Origin of the sequence: Pseudolysinimonas kribbensis, assembly GCF_030161895.1 — a bacterium.
GTDB classification, from domain to species: Bacteria; Actinomycetota; Actinomycetes; order Actinomycetales; family Microbacteriaceae; genus Pseudolysinimonas; species Pseudolysinimonas kribbensis.
This window is the reverse complement of the sequence record NZ_BSVB01000001.1, coordinates 604,144-618,464: the sequence shown is the minus strand read 5'-3', so window position 1 is coordinate 618,464 and position 14,321 is coordinate 604,144. Positions and strand designations below refer to the sequence as shown.

General features: G+C 70.5%; 12 protein-coding genes, 1 tRNA gene and 1 pseudogene. 8 read left to right on the top strand and 6 right to left on the bottom strand.

Annotated features, from left to right (window positions below; all coding sequences use genetic code 11):
* Positions 1-14 precede the first annotated feature (14 nt).
* From QQK35_RS03480 to QQK35_RS03470, 3 genes and pseudogenes are all read left to right on the top strand, one after another.
* Entirely contained in the window at positions 15-473 is a 459-nt protein-coding gene (locus QQK35_RS03480) for an NUDIX-like domain-containing protein (RefSeq protein ID WP_284252903.1), read from the top strand.
* Complete coding sequence (locus QQK35_RS03475; RefSeq protein ID WP_284252901.1) at positions 470-766, top strand: NUDIX domain-containing protein; 297 nt, start codon at positions 470-472, stop codon at positions 764-766. Before QQK35_RS03480 ends, QQK35_RS03475 begins: the two co-directional genes overlap by 4 nt.
* Positions 760-2,509: pseudogene (locus QQK35_RS03470) on the top strand (ATP-dependent helicase). Before QQK35_RS03475 ends, QQK35_RS03470 begins: the two are co-directional and overlap by 7 nt.
* A 727-nt stretch (positions 2,510-3,236) precedes the next feature.
* Here QQK35_RS03470 and QQK35_RS03465 read toward each other — a convergent pair.
* The 3 genes from QQK35_RS03465 to QQK35_RS03455 form a co-directional block, all read right to left on the bottom strand.
* Positions 3,237-4,577 carry a zinc-dependent metalloprotease gene (locus QQK35_RS03465; protein ID WP_284252899.1) on the bottom strand — a complete coding sequence of 447 codons (1,341 nt, stop codon included), beginning with the start codon at positions 4,575-4,577 and terminating at the stop codon, positions 3,237-3,239.
* Positions 4,578-4,642: 65 nt separating this feature from the next.
* Complete coding sequence (locus QQK35_RS03460; protein ID WP_284252896.1) at positions 4,643-5,029, bottom strand: hypothetical protein; 387 nt, start codon at positions 5,027-5,029, stop codon at positions 4,643-4,645.
* A gap of 27 nt (positions 5,030-5,056) precedes the next feature.
* Positions 5,057-5,206, bottom strand: a complete 150-nt coding sequence (locus tag QQK35_RS03455; protein ID WP_284252894.1) for a hypothetical protein — start codon at positions 5,204-5,206, stop codon at positions 5,057-5,059.
* Between the two features lie 11 nt (positions 5,207-5,217).
* Here QQK35_RS03455 and QQK35_RS03450 point away from each other — a divergent pair, with 11 nt between their 5' ends.
* The 4 genes from QQK35_RS03450 (at position 5,218) to QQK35_RS03435 (ending at position 10,940) form a co-directional block, all read left to right on the top strand.
* Positions 5,218-5,805 carry a YlbL family protein gene (locus QQK35_RS03450; RefSeq protein ID WP_284252892.1) on the top strand — a complete coding sequence of 196 codons (588 nt, stop codon included), beginning with the start codon at positions 5,218-5,220 and terminating at the stop codon, positions 5,803-5,805.
* A 96-nt stretch (positions 5,806-5,901) separates the two neighbouring features.
* Positions 5,902-8,751: a UPF0182 family membrane protein gene (locus tag QQK35_RS03445; protein WP_284255583.1), complete on the top strand. Its 2,850-nt coding sequence runs from the start codon at positions 5,902-5,904 to the stop codon at positions 8,749-8,751.
* A 39-nt stretch (positions 8,752-8,790) separates the two neighbouring features.
* A tRNA-Met gene (locus QQK35_RS03440) sits at positions 8,791-8,864 on the top strand.
* 309 nt (positions 8,865-9,173) lie between these two features.
* Entirely contained in the window at positions 9,174-10,940 is a 1,767-nt protein-coding gene (locus QQK35_RS03435; protein ID WP_284252891.1) for a sensor histidine kinase, read from the top strand.
* A 22-nt stretch (positions 10,941-10,962) separates the two neighbouring features.
* On the opposite strand, the gene QQK35_RS03430 is transcribed toward QQK35_RS03435, so the two are convergent.
* The 3 genes from QQK35_RS03430 to QQK35_RS03420 all read right to left on the bottom strand — a co-directional run bounded on the left by QQK35_RS03430 (position 10,963) and on the right by QQK35_RS03420 (position 13,242).
* Entirely contained in the window at positions 10,963-11,589 is a 627-nt protein-coding gene (locus QQK35_RS03430; RefSeq protein WP_284252889.1) for a 4-carboxy-4-hydroxy-2-oxoadipate aldolase/oxaloacetate decarboxylase, read from the bottom strand.
* Positions 11,586-12,302 (bottom strand): PIG-L deacetylase family protein, encoded by a 717-nt coding sequence (locus tag QQK35_RS03425; protein ID WP_284252887.1) that lies wholly within the window; start codon positions 12,300-12,302, stop codon positions 11,586-11,588. Before QQK35_RS03425 ends, QQK35_RS03430 begins: the two co-directional genes overlap by 4 nt.
* 112 nt (positions 12,303-12,414) lie before the next feature.
* Positions 12,415-13,242, bottom strand: a complete 828-nt coding sequence (locus QQK35_RS03420; RefSeq protein WP_284252885.1) for a DUF6282 family protein — start codon at positions 13,240-13,242, stop codon at positions 12,415-12,417.
* Positions 13,243-13,446: 204 nt separating this feature from the next.
* On the opposite strand from QQK35_RS03420, the gene QQK35_RS03415 reads away from it, so the two are divergent.
* Positions 13,447-14,310 carry a DUF6282 family protein gene (locus QQK35_RS03415; protein WP_284252883.1) on the top strand — a complete coding sequence of 288 codons (864 nt, stop codon included), beginning with the start codon at positions 13,447-13,449 and terminating at the stop codon, positions 14,308-14,310.
* Positions 14,311-14,321: the final 11 nt, after the last annotated feature.

Below are 14,321 nucleotides of genomic sequence, written 5' to 3'. Positions count from 1 at the left end.
TGCCGGGCACCGAGGTGCCGCCGCATGCCCTCGCGCTCTACCTCGGGCGCGCGGTCGACGACTCGCCCGGCCTTCCGGCCGGGGCGCCGGTGCTGGCGGTGGTGCTCGACGAGGACGCGGTCGAGGACCCCGGCGACCAGCGCCACTGGGGCAACCTGCGCGAGCTCGGAGCCCGTCTCTCCGATCGCGATGCCGGGCTGTTCACCGAGGCGCTCGGCCTGGCGAACTGGCACCGCTCCTACGGCTTCTCACCGCGCACCGGCAACGCCAGCATCCCGGATGCGGGCGGCTGGACCCGGCGCGATGTCGAGACGGGCACCGAGATCTTCCCGCGCACGGACGCCGCCGTCATCATGGGCATCACCGATCACGACGACCGGATCCTGCTCGGCTCGAATGCGATGTGGAAGTCGAACCGCTTCTCGGTGCTCGCGGGGTTCGTCGAACCGGGGAGTCACTGGAGGCCGCGGTGATCCGCGAGGTGCACGAGGAGTCGGGCCTGCGCGTCGTCGACCCGGTGTATCTCGGCAGCCAGCCGTGGCCGTTCCCGGCGTCGCTCATGGTCGGCTTCCGCGCCCGGCTCGCGCCCGGGGAGAGCCCGGAGCCACAGGCCGACGGCGAGGAGATCCTCGAGTTGCGCTGGTTCACCCGCGACGAGCTCACCGCCTCGCTCGGTGAGATCGGCCTGCCCGGACGCACCTCGATCGCACGCGCGATCCTCGAGGACTGGTACGGCGGCCCGATCGACGACGGCGTCGAGTGGTAGCTGCTTTCGGCTCCAGCGCGCTCGCCGGCCTCGACGACGAGCAGCGAGCGGCCGCGGAGACGCTGCTGGGGCCGGTCTGCATCCTCGCGGGCGCCGGCACGGGCAAGACCAGGGCGCTCACGCACCGCATCGCACACGGCGTCGAGTCCGGCGCCTACGACCCCGCGCGCGTCATGGCGCTGACCTTCACCACGCGCGCCGCGGGGAGCTGCGCACCCGGCTGCGCCAGCTCGGAGCGGGAGCGGTGAACGCGCGGACCTTCCATTCGGCCGCGCTCGCGCAGCTCTCGCACTTCTGGCCGCAGGCGGTGGGCGGGCAGCTGCCGCGCATCCTGGAGTCGAAGGGCCGGGTGCTCGGGCAGGCCGCGGAGCAGTTGCGACTGCGGGTCGACACCGCCGCCCTGCGCGACGCGGCCGCGGAGATCGAGTGGCGCAAGGTCTCCCGGATGCCGTTGGAGGCCTACGCGCGCGCCGCCGAGTCGCGCTCGCTGCCGGCCACCCTTCCCGCGGACCGGATGACGGCCCTGCACGAGCGCTACGAGCGCCTCAAGGACGAGGGACGCCGGATCGACTTCGAGGACGTGCTGCTCGCCACCGCCGGGATGCTCGAGTCGGAGCCGTGGATCGCCGAGCAGGTGCGCGAGCAGTACCGCGTGTTCGTCGTCGACGAGTATCAAGACGTGTCGCCGCTGCAGCAGCAGCTGCTCGAGCAGTGGCTCGGCACCCGGCGGGAGCTGTGCGTGGTCGGCGACGCGAACCAGACGATCTACTCGTTCACGGGCGCGACGAGCGAGTACCTGCTGCAATTCGCCTCGCGGTGGGACGGCGCCCGCATCGTGCGGCTCGAGCGCAACTACCGCTCGGCGCCGCCGATCCTCTCGCTCGCGAACCGCTTGATGCGCGGCCGTCCGGGCGCGCTGGAGCTCATCCCCGCGACCCAGTTGCCAAAACCGGCCAGTGCGCGCCCGGGCGCACTGGCCGATTTCGGCAACTCGACCGCGTACGACACCGACGGGGAGGAGGCGCGCGCGGTCGCGGCCGCGATCGCCGCCGAGATCGCGGGCGGCACGCGCCCCGAGCGCATCGCGGTGCTGTACCGGGTCAACGCGCAGGCGGCGCTGTTCCAGGCCGCGCTCGCCGACGCCGGCGTCGGCGCCCGCCAGCAGGGCGCCGTCAAGTTCTTCGACCTGCCCGACGTCAAGCTCGCCATCGTGGCGCTCGCGCAGCTGGCCCGCGACACGAAGGCCCCCGCCGTGCCGCTGTTCCAGTCGGTGAGCGACGTCGTGCGCGACCTCGGCTGGACCTCCCAGCGGCCCGAGGGCGGGGTGCGACCCAGGAGAAATGGGAGGCCCTCAACGCGATCGTGGAGCTCGCCGACCAGGCCGCCGACGGCGCCACGCTCGCGCAGTTCGCGCAGGAGCTGCAGCATCGGCAGGCGGCGCAGCACGAGCCGACGATCGCCGCCGTCACCCTCTCGACCCTGCACGGCTCGAAGGGCCTCGAGTGGGACTCCGTACACCTGGTCGGACTGAGCGAGGGGCTGCTGCCGATCAGCCACGCGAACGGCCTCGCCGCGATCGACGAGGAGCGACGGCTGCTCTACGTCGGCATCACGCGGGCACGTCGACGTCTCGCGCTGAGCTGGTCGCGGGAGGGACTGCGCGGTCGTCCGCGCGAGCCCAGTCGGTTCCTGGCGGAGCTGCGCACGAGCACTCGGGATGCCGCTCCCACCGCGCGAGGCTGACCGCACCGTCGCGGGGGTCGAGCTCCCAACTGGTGCCGGGCTCGCCCTTCCCGGCGTCGAGGTGCCGGGCGACGAAGGCCGCGGCCTCCGCGATCGCGGTGCGGGTCAGCGCCGGGGCGGGCCGGCCGTGCAGTTGGGTCGCGATCGCCGGCCAGGCCGGGTCGGCATCCCGCCGGGCGAGCCCGACGCAGTGCACGCAGGCGGTCCGGCCGGGCACGACGAGCGGGCCCACCGTGATGCGGTCGCCGACGACTACCGGCAGGTGGGGCACGTCGCGTCGAAGCCACGGGCCGTGCTCCGACGGGGCGAGCACCCACGCCGCGACGAGCAGCACGAGGTCGGGTTGGTCGGACCAGCCGAGCTGGCGCACGAGCTCCTGGGCGAGGTCGCCCTCGCCGTAGACCGCCACCCGGGGCGCCGGTGCGCGCGGCATCTCGAGTGCGGGCGCGATGCGGTCGAGCAGCCGGTCGGCGTCGGCGCCGGCCGCCCGGGCCATCATCGCGAACCCGGTCTCGGAGATGCCGGCCTCGAGCGCGGCGAGCAGCCTCTCGTGCGCGGGCGTCACGTCGTCGAGCACCGCCAGCGGCCGGGTCGCCCCGAGCTGGATGCCGGTCGGCGACCGCCAGACGAGCGGCACGCCCGCCGCGAGCTTGAGCACCATGCGGCGAGGATGCCGCAGCACGGCCGGACGCCGCCGAGACGATCCACACCCGCCGGCCGGACCGGGCTACTCCTCGTGCGGCCGGTCGCCGGTCGTGTCGTCGAGCAGATCCTCGATCGCCTTGTCGATCGCGTCCGGCTCGGGCGCGCCGCCGGTGAGCCGGGCGACGAGCGCCGCGGGGTCGTCGATGTCGGCGTCGGTCGGGATGACGTCGGGGTGCGCCCAGAGCGCGTCGCGTCCCTCGGCGCCCACGGCATCCGACACCGCCTGCCACATCGCGGCCGCCTCACGCAGCCGGCGGGGCCGCAGCTCGAGACCGACGAGCGTCGCGAACGCCGACTCGGCAGGGCCCCCGGCCGCCCGGCGTCGGCGCACCATCTCGGCGATCGCGCCGTTGCGCGGCAGCCGCGCCGTCGCCGCCTGCGTGACCACGTCGACCCAGCCCTCGATGAGCGCGAGCATCGTCTCGAGCCGGCCGAGCGCGATCCTCTGCTCCTCGGTCTTCTCGGGGATGAACGCGCCGCTCGACACCGCGGCACGCAGCTCCTCCGGGTTCTGCGGGTCGAAGTTCTCGGCGAGCTCCGCGATCCGGTCGGTGTCGATGTGGATGCCGCGGGCGAAGTCGGTGATCTGGGTCAGCAGCGCGAGCCGCAGCCACCGCGCGTGCCGGAACAGCCGCGCATGCGCGAGCTCGCGCACCGCGAGGTAGAGCCGCACCTCGGAGATGTCGACGTCGAGCCCCGCACCGAACGCGTCGACGTTCTGCGGCACGAGCGCGGCCTGACGCTGTTCGCCGTCCAGCAGCGGGATGCCGACGTCGCCGCCCGAGACGACCTCGCCCGACAGCTGTCCCACCACCTGTCCGAGCTGCATCGCGAAGAGCGTGCCGCCGATGTTGCGCATGACCTGCCCGGCGTCGCCGAGCATGCCGGCCATCTCCTCGGGCGCCTGATCGCGCAGCACACCGGTCAGGGCGTCCGCGATCGAGTGCGCGACCGGCTCGGCGAGCTGGGTCCACACCGGCATGGTCGCCTCGGCCCAGCCGGCGCGGGTGAGCAGCGCCGGTTCGGTCGTCAGCTGCGCGATCGCCGTGATCTCGTCGAGCCAGAGCGCGGCGACGTGCAGCGCCTGCTCGAAACCCGATACCTCGGCGGGCGTCGAGGTCACGGCGGAGCGCTGGGCGAGACCGCGCGCCTGCTCGAGAGCGAGGCCCCAGTTGATGCCCTCGCCGCTGTTCTGCAGTGCCGACTGCAGCTGGCCGATGAGCCGCTGCACCATCTCGGGATCGTTCGGCAGGCCGGCGGCACTCGCGAGCTTGGCCGGGTCGAGCTCTCCGTTGCCGGACAGGAACTCGCGCAGCATGTCGCGGAAGTCGTCCTCCGACGGCCCCTCGTCGTCAGCAGCCATGGGGCGCCTCCTCAGCCATGCGATCCACGCTAGCCCGCACGCAGCGGGCGGCACCGGTGGTTCGCCTATGCTGATGCCTCGCCGCCCTGCGCCCACAGCGAACACATCGAGAACGACATGACCGACCCCGCCGAACACGACGCCGCTGTGCGCACGCGCCGTCGGCCGTCGCCCGGGACGGTCGGCTGGATCCTGCTCGTCCTCGGGGTCGTCGGCACGGTGGCGCTCGGGCTCACGCCGTCGTCGTACGTCGTCGAGCGGCCCGGGCCGGTGTACGACGTGCTGGGTGCGGTCGGTACGGGGGCGGCCGCCAGACCGCTCATCGGCATCCCGTCGGGGCAGAGGACGTATCCCACGTCGGGCTCGCTCGACATGCTCACGGTGTACGTCGACGGCAGCCCGCAGACTCCGGTCAACTGGGTCTCGATCGCGGCGTCGTGGTTCGATCCCACCCGCTCGGTCGTCCCGATGAACGAGGTCTACGCGCCGGGGGTGACCGACAAGCAGGCCGACCAGCAGGACAAGGTCGAGATGTCGAGCTCGCAGCAGGACGCGACCGCGGCGGCCTTCACGGCTCTGGGCGTGCGGTACACCACCACGATCGTGGTCGGCCAGGTCGTTCCCGGCACCCTCCGAGGGCGTGCTGAAGGCGGGCGACGACGTCGTCTCGGTCGCCGGCCAGCCCGTGACGGGTCTGACCCAGCTGCAGAAGGCCATCCGGGCGCACGGCACGACGACGCCGCTCGCGGTCGGCATCCGGCGCGACGGCGCGACGCGCGAGGTGCAGATCACTCCCGAGGTCAACTCCCAGAGCGGGAAGCCGGCCATCGGCATCCTGACCGGGGTCCGGTACGTGTTCCCGTACACCGTGCGCTTCCAGCTCTCCGACGTCGGCGGTCCCAGCGCCGGCATGATGCTGGCGCTCGGGATCTACGACAAGCTCACGCCGGGCAAGCTGACCGGCGGCGCGCACATCGCCGGCACGGGGGAGATCACGGCCGACGGCACGGTGGGCATCATCGGCGGCATCCGGCAGAAGATGTACGGCGCGCGGGATGCCGGCGCCGACTGGTTCCTGGCCCCCGCCGGCAACTGCGACGAGGTCGTCGGCCACGTGCCGTCGGGCCTGCGGGTCCTGAAGGTCTCGACCCTGCACCAGGCGCTCGACGACGTGAAGGCGATCGCGGCCCACGACGCCGGCTCCCTGCCCACCTGCACCGCGAAGTAGGCGGGTCTCCAGGGTCGCCCCTAAACTCGACCGGGTGACCTCCACGACGGCGTCGGCCGCCCGCCCCCGCGCAACCGGACCCGCGCGGTCGTCGCCATCTCGGCCGTCGTCATCGCCGTGGTCGTGATCGCGTTCTTCGCGTTCTCGAGCCTGTACGCCGACGTGCTGTGGTACCAGCAGCTCGGGTACCTCAACGTGCTCACGACCCAGTGGACCGCCACGATCCTGATGTTCATCGTGGGCTTCCTCGCGATGGGGATCGGCGTCGGCGTCAGCATCGTCGTCGCGTTCCGCATGCGGCCGATGTACACCAAGCTCAGCTCGCAGCTCGACCGCTACCAGCAGGTGATCGCACCGCTGCGACGGGTGGCGATGATCGGCATCCCGGCCGTGCTCGGCATCTTCATGGGCGTGTCGACCGCGACGCGGTGGCCGGCGGTGCTCGAGTACTTCAACCGCACCCCGTTCGGCACCAAGGACCCGCAGTTCGGGCTGGATTCGTCGTTCTACGTGTTCGAGCTCCCCTTCTGGCACGGCGTGCTCGGCTACGCGTCGACCGTGATCCTCGTCGCCGGGCTCGCGGCGCTCGCGACCACGTATCTGTACGGCGGCATCCGAGTCAGCGGGCGCGAGGTGCGGGTCGCACGGGCCGCACGGGTGCAGCTCGCCATCACCGCGTTCGTCTACCTCGCCGTGCAGGCGATCAGCATCTGGCTCGACCAGTACTCGACGGTCACCGACACGATCACGTTCGGACCGGACGCGCCCACGATCAACGGTGCCGACTACACCGACGTGAACGCCACCATCCCGGGGCGGGTGATCCTCGCCGGGATCGCGGCCGTGGTCGCCGTGCTGTGCCTCATCACGGCGTTCATCGGCCGCTGGCGGCTGCCGCTGGTCGGGACCGCCCTGCTCATCGTCTCGGCGATCGTCATCGGGGCGATCTACCCGGCGATCATCCAGAACCTGCAGGTCAACCCGAGCCCGATCAAGTATGAGTCCCAATACATCCGCGACAACATCTCCGCCACCCGGCTCGCGTACGGCGTCGACGACGTCAAGACCAAGACCTACGACGCGACGACGGATGTCAAGGCCGGCCAGCTGCGCTCCGACGCCGAGACGACCGCCAGCATCCGGATCCTCGACCCGTCGCTCATCACCAAGACGTTCGCCCAGCTGCAGCAGATCCGGCAGTACTACCAGTTCGAGAAGGACCTCGACGTCGACCGCTACACGATCGATGGCAAGAAGCAGGACACCGTGATCGCGGTGCGCGAGCTCGACCAGAAGAACCAGAGCTCGTCGACCTGGTACAACGACACCCTCGTCTACACGCACGGGTACGGTGTCGTCGCCGCGGCCGGTAACAAGCGGACGGCGAACGGGCAGCCGGTGTTCCTGCAGAAGGGCATCCCGTCCAAGGGCGACCTCGACCTCATGCAGCCACGTGTCTACTTCGGCGAGCAGTCGCCCCAGTACTCGATCGTCGGGTCGAAGGACGACGGCAAGTCGATCGAGTTCGACTACCCGTCGGGCAGCGGCGGTGCCGACTCCAGCGACGGCACGAACACGACGTACTCGGCCAACGGCGGGCCCAAGCTCGACAACTTCGTGAAGCGGCTCGCGTACGCGGTCAAGTTCGGCTCGACCGACATCCTGTTCTCCAGCTCGGTGCAGAACCAGTCGCAGATCCTGTACGACCGCTCGCCCAAGAAGCGCGTCAGCAAGGTCGCGCCCTACCTCACGCTCGACAGCGACCCGTACCCGGCGGTCGTCAACGGCCGGATCGTCTGGATCGTCGACGGCTACACGACGAGCAACGACTACCCGTACTCGACGTCGCACTCGCTGTCGGACATGATCGCCGACTCCAAGACGTCGACGAACTCGCTCGCCGTCGACGACGTGAACTACATCCGCAACTCCGTCAAGGCGACCGTCGACGCGTACACCGGCAAGGTGACGCTGTATGCGTGGGACCCGAACGATCCGGTGCTGAAGACGTGGCAGAAGGTCTTCCCGTCGACGGTGAAGTCGAAGAAGGACATGTCGACCGCCCTGCTCGCGCACGTGCGCTACCCCGAGGACCTGTTCAAGGCGCAGCGCCAGATCCTCGAGACGTACCACGTCACCAACTCGACGACGTTCTACGCGAGCAACGACGCGTGGGCGACGCCGGATGATCCGGTGAACCCGTCCGGCTCCACGTCGCTGCAGCCGCCCTACTACCTGACGATGCAGATCCCGGGTCAGAAGTCGTCGGCGTTCAGTCTGTACTCGACCTACATCCCGAAGACCCAGTCGGCCGAGAGCCGCAGCGTGCTGACCGGTTATCTCGTCGCCGACTCCGATCCGGGGCCGAATTACGGCAAGCTGACCCTCCTCACCCTGCCCAAGGGGAGCAGTGTGCCCGGCCCGAGCCGGGTGCAGAACACCTTCGACTCCGATACGGACGTCTCGCAGGCCCTCAACCTGCTGCGACAGGGGCAGTCGAAGGTCGTGAGCGGCAACCTGCTGACCGTGCCGGTCGGCGGCGGCCTGCTCTACGTGGAGCCCGTGTACGTGCAGTCCAGTCTCGGCTCGAGCTATCCGGTGCTGCGCAAGATCCTCGTGGCGTTCGGCGACAAGATCGCGTTCGAGGACACGCTGGACAAGGCGCTCGACACGCTGTTCGGAGGCGACTCCGGCGCGGCTGCGGGCGACTCGAGCGCGGGTGGCTCGAGCGGATCGGGTGGGACCGGCGGTTCGACGACTCCGCCCGGCACCGGGGGGACGGTGGTCGACAACCCCGCCCTGCAGAAGGCGCTCGACGCGTACCAGACCGACCTCAAGGCGCGCACCGACGCCTACGCCAAGGGCGACCTCGTGGCCGCGGCGGAGGCGGACCAGCGGATGCAGCAGGACGTGAAGGACGCGATCGCCGCCACCCAGGGCAAGTGAGCGTGCCCCCTGAGCACCTGCTAGGCTTGACCCTCGTAGCGCGGGGTGGAGCAGTTCGGTAGCTCGCTGGGCTCATAACCCAGAGGTCGCAGGTTCAAATCCTGTCCCCGCAACTGAAGAAGAAGGCCCCGGTCGAACGACCGGGGCCTTCTTCCTGTGCGGGAGAAGTCAGGCGGGCCCACGCTGGCGGGGCCCGAGGAGCAGGTCCGCAACCGCCGCCGCTAACACGGCGCCGTCCGACGGCGCAGCCCCTGTTGTGGGTATTGGCCACGACACCGTCTCCGCGTAGCGTCGGAGCAGGTTCGCGGGGGACCGAACCGCGTCGCTGTGCAGGACGGGTCGCGGACAGCCGGACACGACAGCTGCTGGAGATTTTCGTGACAGGGGGCGGGGCGACGAGGTCGGCGACGACCGCGGGGAGCATGCGGACGCTCGCACCGATCGAGACGTTCCTCTCGTTCCGCCGACGATTCGCGCCGGTCACGAGACTGGATCGTGCCATCCGCATCGCGATCCTGCTGACCATCGCGGCGAACCTCGTCTATCTCGCCGCGCTCGCCCTGCCCGGCGATCCCGCCCCCGATGTCATCGACACCTGGATGTCGGACATCGCCGAGGGCATCCCGGTCGCCGCCTTCTGGCTGGTCGCGGTGCGGACGAGGTTCGTGCGCGCGGAGGTCGTGCTCGCGACGGCGGCCGTCACCTTCAACTTCGGGGCCGACGTCTACTACGGTCTGGCAGCCGATGCCGACGGTTATCTGGCATCCCCCTCGCCGGCCGATGTCGGCTACCTGCTCTATTACCCGCTGATGGGAGCCGCGTTCGTCGTCACGGTGCTGCGCCAGTCGCGCAAGGCGGGCCGTGCCGTCGTGCTCGACGTGGCGCTCGCCGTGCTGGGCGTGGCATCCGTGCTGACGGTGATCCTCGGACCCGTTCTGGGCGACGCGATCGGCGGCAAGAACGCGCTCGGCGACGTCATCGGCGCCCTGTATCCGCTGTTCGACCTCGTGCTCGTGGCGATGATCGTCGGCGTGGCCGCCTCACCGGTCCTCCGCGTCGGGCCACGGGCGCCGTTCCTGGTCATCGGGCTGCTGCTCTTCGCGGGAGCCGACATCTGGTACGCGCTCATGGACCGGACAGGGGCGTACACCGCGGGAACGCCGCTGGACATCGCCTGGACCGCAGGGGTGGCCTTCAGCGCCGTGTGGGTCGTCGACATCGGTCGCGCCCCGACGGTCGTGCCACCGCTCACCCGGCGCGGCGGCTTCCTGCCCCTCCCCGCGTTCGCGGTCGTCGCCGGCCTGGCGGTGCTCCTGCACGCGACGCAGGCCGAGGTGCCGCTGCTGGCCCTGATCCTGGCCGGGCTCACGGTCGGTCTGGCGGCGATCCCGGTCATGTTCCGACAGGCCAACCTGGCTCGCACGTTGCGCCTGCGGGAGGAGGTCGTCGACCGCCTGGTGGAGCTGGACAAGGCGAAGAGCGACATGATCGCGACGGTGAACCACGAGATGCGCACGCCGCTGACATCGATCTCGGGATACCTCGAGCTCGTGCTCGACGGCGACGGGGGCGAGCTTCCTCCCGCCGCGACCGAGATGCTCCGTGTCGCGGAGGGCAGCGCGAACCGTCTGCACGTGCTTCTGGAGGACATGCTGCTGCTCACCCGTCTGGAGGCGGCGAGTGCGCACCGCGAGGCGCCCGCGGTCCGGATGGACGAGATCGTCCGCCGGGCCGTCGAGTCGGTGCGCCCCCTCGCGGCGTCGCGCCAGGTGCGGATCGACATCGAGAGCGACCGGCCGGTCACCGTCCCCGGCGACGCGAGCCAGCTCGAGCGCGCGATCGGCAACCTTCTCGACAACGCGATCAAGTTCACCCCGGCATCCGGATCGGTCAGGGTCGTCGTCGACCCCGCGGCACGGGTGAACGGTGGCCCCGCTGTCGCCGTCTCGGTGGTCGACACCGGCATGGGAATCCCCGCGGACGACCTGCCGTCGCTGTTCGACCGCTTCTTCCGTGCATCCAACGCCCGGGAGGCCGCCGTCCAGGGCAGCGGGCTCGGACTGCCCATCGTGCGCGGCATCGTCCAGGCGCACGGCGGCGTGGTGTCGGCCGAGTCCGCGCTCGGCGAGGGGACCACCCTGCGGATCACCCTGCCGGCGTCCCCGCACCCGGTCGCACCCGCCGACTGACCGACGGTCGGGCGAGCTGGCGTCAGCCGACGGCCGCGTCGTCCTCTCGCATGCCGTAGATGTCGTAGCTGAGCTCACCGGCTTGCAGACGCCGACGCAGGGCGCTCTCGCGCTCCATCCGTGCGCGCGAGGCCTCCGCGACCTCGTCGGCACGCTCGATCGGCACGACGACGGCGCCGTCTCGATCGAGGATCACCAGGTCGCCCGGGCGCACGACCGCGCCGCCGACCTCGATCTGCACGTCGATCGCGCCACGCGCGGTCTTCGTCGCTCCGGTGGATCGCACCCATCGCGACCACACCGGCAGCCCGAGCTCGCGGAGCTCGTCGATGTCGCGCGCCGCGGCATCGACGAGCACGGCGGCAGCGCCGTGCACCTTCGCCTGGGTCGCGAGCAGCTCCCCGATGACGCCGACGGGCTGCGGCTCCGGCATGGAGATGACGAGGACGTCGCCCGGCTGGAGGGATGCCATGGCCTCGTGCACCGCGCGGTTGTCGCCTTGACCGCACCGCGCGATGCGCGCCGGGCCGGCGGCACGGGTTCCGGGGATCACCTGGACCAGCTCGACGTCGACGAGGCCGGTGCGACCTGCCGCCTCGTACACGGTCGAGACCCCGTACTGCGCCAGTTCGTCGGTCAGGGCGGTCATAGCGCGCTCACCACGTTCGGGATGATGCGCTGGAACGCCTCCGCCTGCCTGATCTCCGGGCGTCCGGTGACCTTGCGCGCGTGATTCGCGCGATGACCCGCCCGTTCCGTGTAGTACGAGCGGAGGTACTGCTGGGCCCCCATGGCCTCCATCGCCTCGAGCTTGCGGTCCATGACCGGTGTGATGTCGACGAACACCGTCGGGACGAAGCCGCAGAGATCGGGTTGGTGGGGCTCGAACACGAGGAACTCGGAGGGCGGTGCGGTGCGGAACCCGGCCGAGACGACGGCGCCGGAGGTGAGCAGGCGCGCCTGCTGGGTCGCGGTGTAGGCGACGGGATGATCCGGGTTGAACGGATCCTTGTCGGGATGGGTCAGCACGACGTCGGGCGCGAAGTCGCGCATCAGCTCGGCGAGGCGATCGACGGCGGCATCATCGACGTGGAGCGGATAGTCGCCGAGGTCCATCGCCTCGAAGGACGCGCCGAGCGCCGTGGCCGCGGTCTCGGCCTCGGCGTGCCGCACGCGCTTGACGTTCTCCTCCGTCTGGCCCGGCTGCTTCCACAGTTCGCCGGACTCGCCCCGCTCGCCGTAGGAGAGCGACACGATCCGGGCCTCCCCTCCGTCTCGCGTGTGCAGGGCGATGGCGCCCGCCGCCCGCCAGACGAAGTCGGCACTGTGCGCGCTGACGACGAGCATCCTCCGCCCGCTCATCGGACCGCTCCGACCGGCGCGGTGGAGGGTGTCATCAACCTGACGCTGTTGGTCACGGCCATGGTGTGCACGTCGTCCTCCGAGATGCCCCGTGCGATGAGGTCATCCGCCATCAAGGCGAGGCCGTCTTCGACGGGGGATTCGTCGGCTGCCCCAGGTCGCTCGAGAGGATCGAGTGCTCGGCGCCGACGGCGACGATGTGCTCGATCATCTCGTCCCACGGGATCTTGCCGGTCGCGGGTGTCGTGTAGCAGCGCTCCATGAGAGCGCCATGAGCCGCCAGCTCGAGCTGCTGCTCGACGGCGAGCCGCTGCGACGGGAACTCCGGATGCGTGACGATGATCCGCCGGACGCCCGCGGCGGCGGCCGCCGGCACGAGCGTCATGATCTCGGATGCCGAGAGATGCCCGGTGGCGAGGGTCAGGTCGTGCTTGGCGATGAGGGTGAGCACGTCGTGTGCCGCCGGCAGGAGGTCGCCCCGATCGTCGACCACCAGCACCGGGTCGGGGTCGATGCCCTCTGCCTTGAGCTCCTCCATCAGGGCCAGCCACATCGGCGGCTTGGCGCCGGCGGGGATCTCCCCGACCGTCGCGCGCTGGTTGACGCTGTCCATGGTCGGGAACCACACGATCCGGGCGCCGCTTCGCGCGGCGATCTCGACCGCGACCGGATTGAGGCCGCCGACCGGAACGTTGAGGCAGAGCGCGCCGAGGGCGTCGACGCCGGGGACCGCGCGACGCACGACGGCGGCGCGCTCGCCCGTCTGCACGTAGTGCGATTTGAGGACGAAGCCCTTCATGCCCACCGCAAGGAAGCGGTAGGCCAGGGTGAGGTCGTCGATGACGCGGGGAACGACGTCCGGAGCGACGTGGACGTGCGTGTCGTAGGCGCCGGCCACGATCTCGCGGGCCCGAGCCGACGGCGTGGGGTGGGTTTCCATATGTCCTCCATCGCCACGTCGGTTCACCCAACGTGGATCACTTCGGTCGCATGATTATGAACATTTTTGCGCGCAATCTGCAAGCATGAGCCGGAATCACCGACGATCAACGCCGGTACGCCGATTGACACGAGCAAGATGGCCGCTAGATTGGTCACAATCCTATCGCCAGAATGGGTGAGGATGAGTCGAAGGAGACCCCGGGTGTTCGAGTTGGACGGCGCGATCGATCTGCATGTCCATTGCGGTCCTGACGTCATCGACCGTGTCGGTGACGACCTCGACGTGGCGCGCGCGGCGCGTGCGGCGGGGATGGCCGGGATGGCCGTGAAGTCGCACATCGAGAGCACCGCCAGCCGCGCCTACCTCACCAATCGCATCGTCGACGACTTCCGCTACATCGGCGGAATCTGCCTCAACTACCCGGTGGGCGGTCTCAACGCGGCGGCCGTCGACAGCTGCCTGGCCCTCGGCGGACGTCTCGTCTGGATGCCGAGCAGCCACGCCAGGTTCCACGCGGACCTGATGGGCGAGCTCGGCAACTGGGGCTACAAGGGGCAGCGCATCCACACGCCGCGTGGCGCGACCGGGATCACCCTCTTCGGCGACGACGGGGAACTGAGCGACGACACCAAGGACGTCGTGGCGGTCGTGAAACAGCACGATGCCGTCATCGGAACCTCCCACCTCTCGCCCGAGGAGGTGGTCGCGCTCGCCCGGTACACCGGCACCGAGAAGGTCAAGCTCCTGCTGACCCACGTCATGTGGACGCCGACCGTCGACATCGGGGTCGCCCGACACGTGATCGAGAACGGCGGGCTGGTGGAGATCTCCAGCTCCGTGGTCGGCGGATACAGCCAGCGGATGAGCCTGGACGACGCCGCGCGGATGATCACCGACCTGGGGCCGGAGAACATCGTGATCGCCTCGGATGCCGGCGGCATCCGTCACCCTCACCCGCACGAAGCCCTGCGAGTGCTCGCGAACAACCTGATCGAGAAAGACATCGACCCCGTCGCACTGCGCACCATGCTGTGCGGCAATCCTGCCCGGCTCATCGAGAGCTGAGCCAACCCGTT

What these genes read in the sequence shown, in the direction of transcription:
- QQK35_RS03465 (WP_284252899.1), bottom strand. Translation starts at nt 4,577, where the DNA reads ATGGCTGCTGACGACGAGGGGCCGTCGGAGGACGACTTCCGCGACATG.
- QQK35_RS03435 (WP_284252891.1), top strand. Translation starts at nt 9,174, where the DNA reads ATGCGGACGCTCGCACCGATCGAGACGTTCCTCTCGTTCCGCCGACGA.
- QQK35_RS03430 (WP_284252889.1), bottom strand. Translation starts at nt 11,589, where the DNA reads ATGACCGCCCTGACCGACGAACTGGCGCAGTACGGGGTCTCGACCGTG.
- QQK35_RS03425 (WP_284252887.1), bottom strand. Translation starts at nt 12,302, where the DNA reads ATGAGCGGGCGGAGGATGCTCGTCGTCAGCGCGCACAGTGCCGACTTC.
- QQK35_RS03420 (WP_284252885.1), bottom strand. Translation starts at nt 13,242, where the DNA reads ATGGAAACCCACCCCACGCCGTCGGCTCGGGCCCGCGAGATCGTGGCC.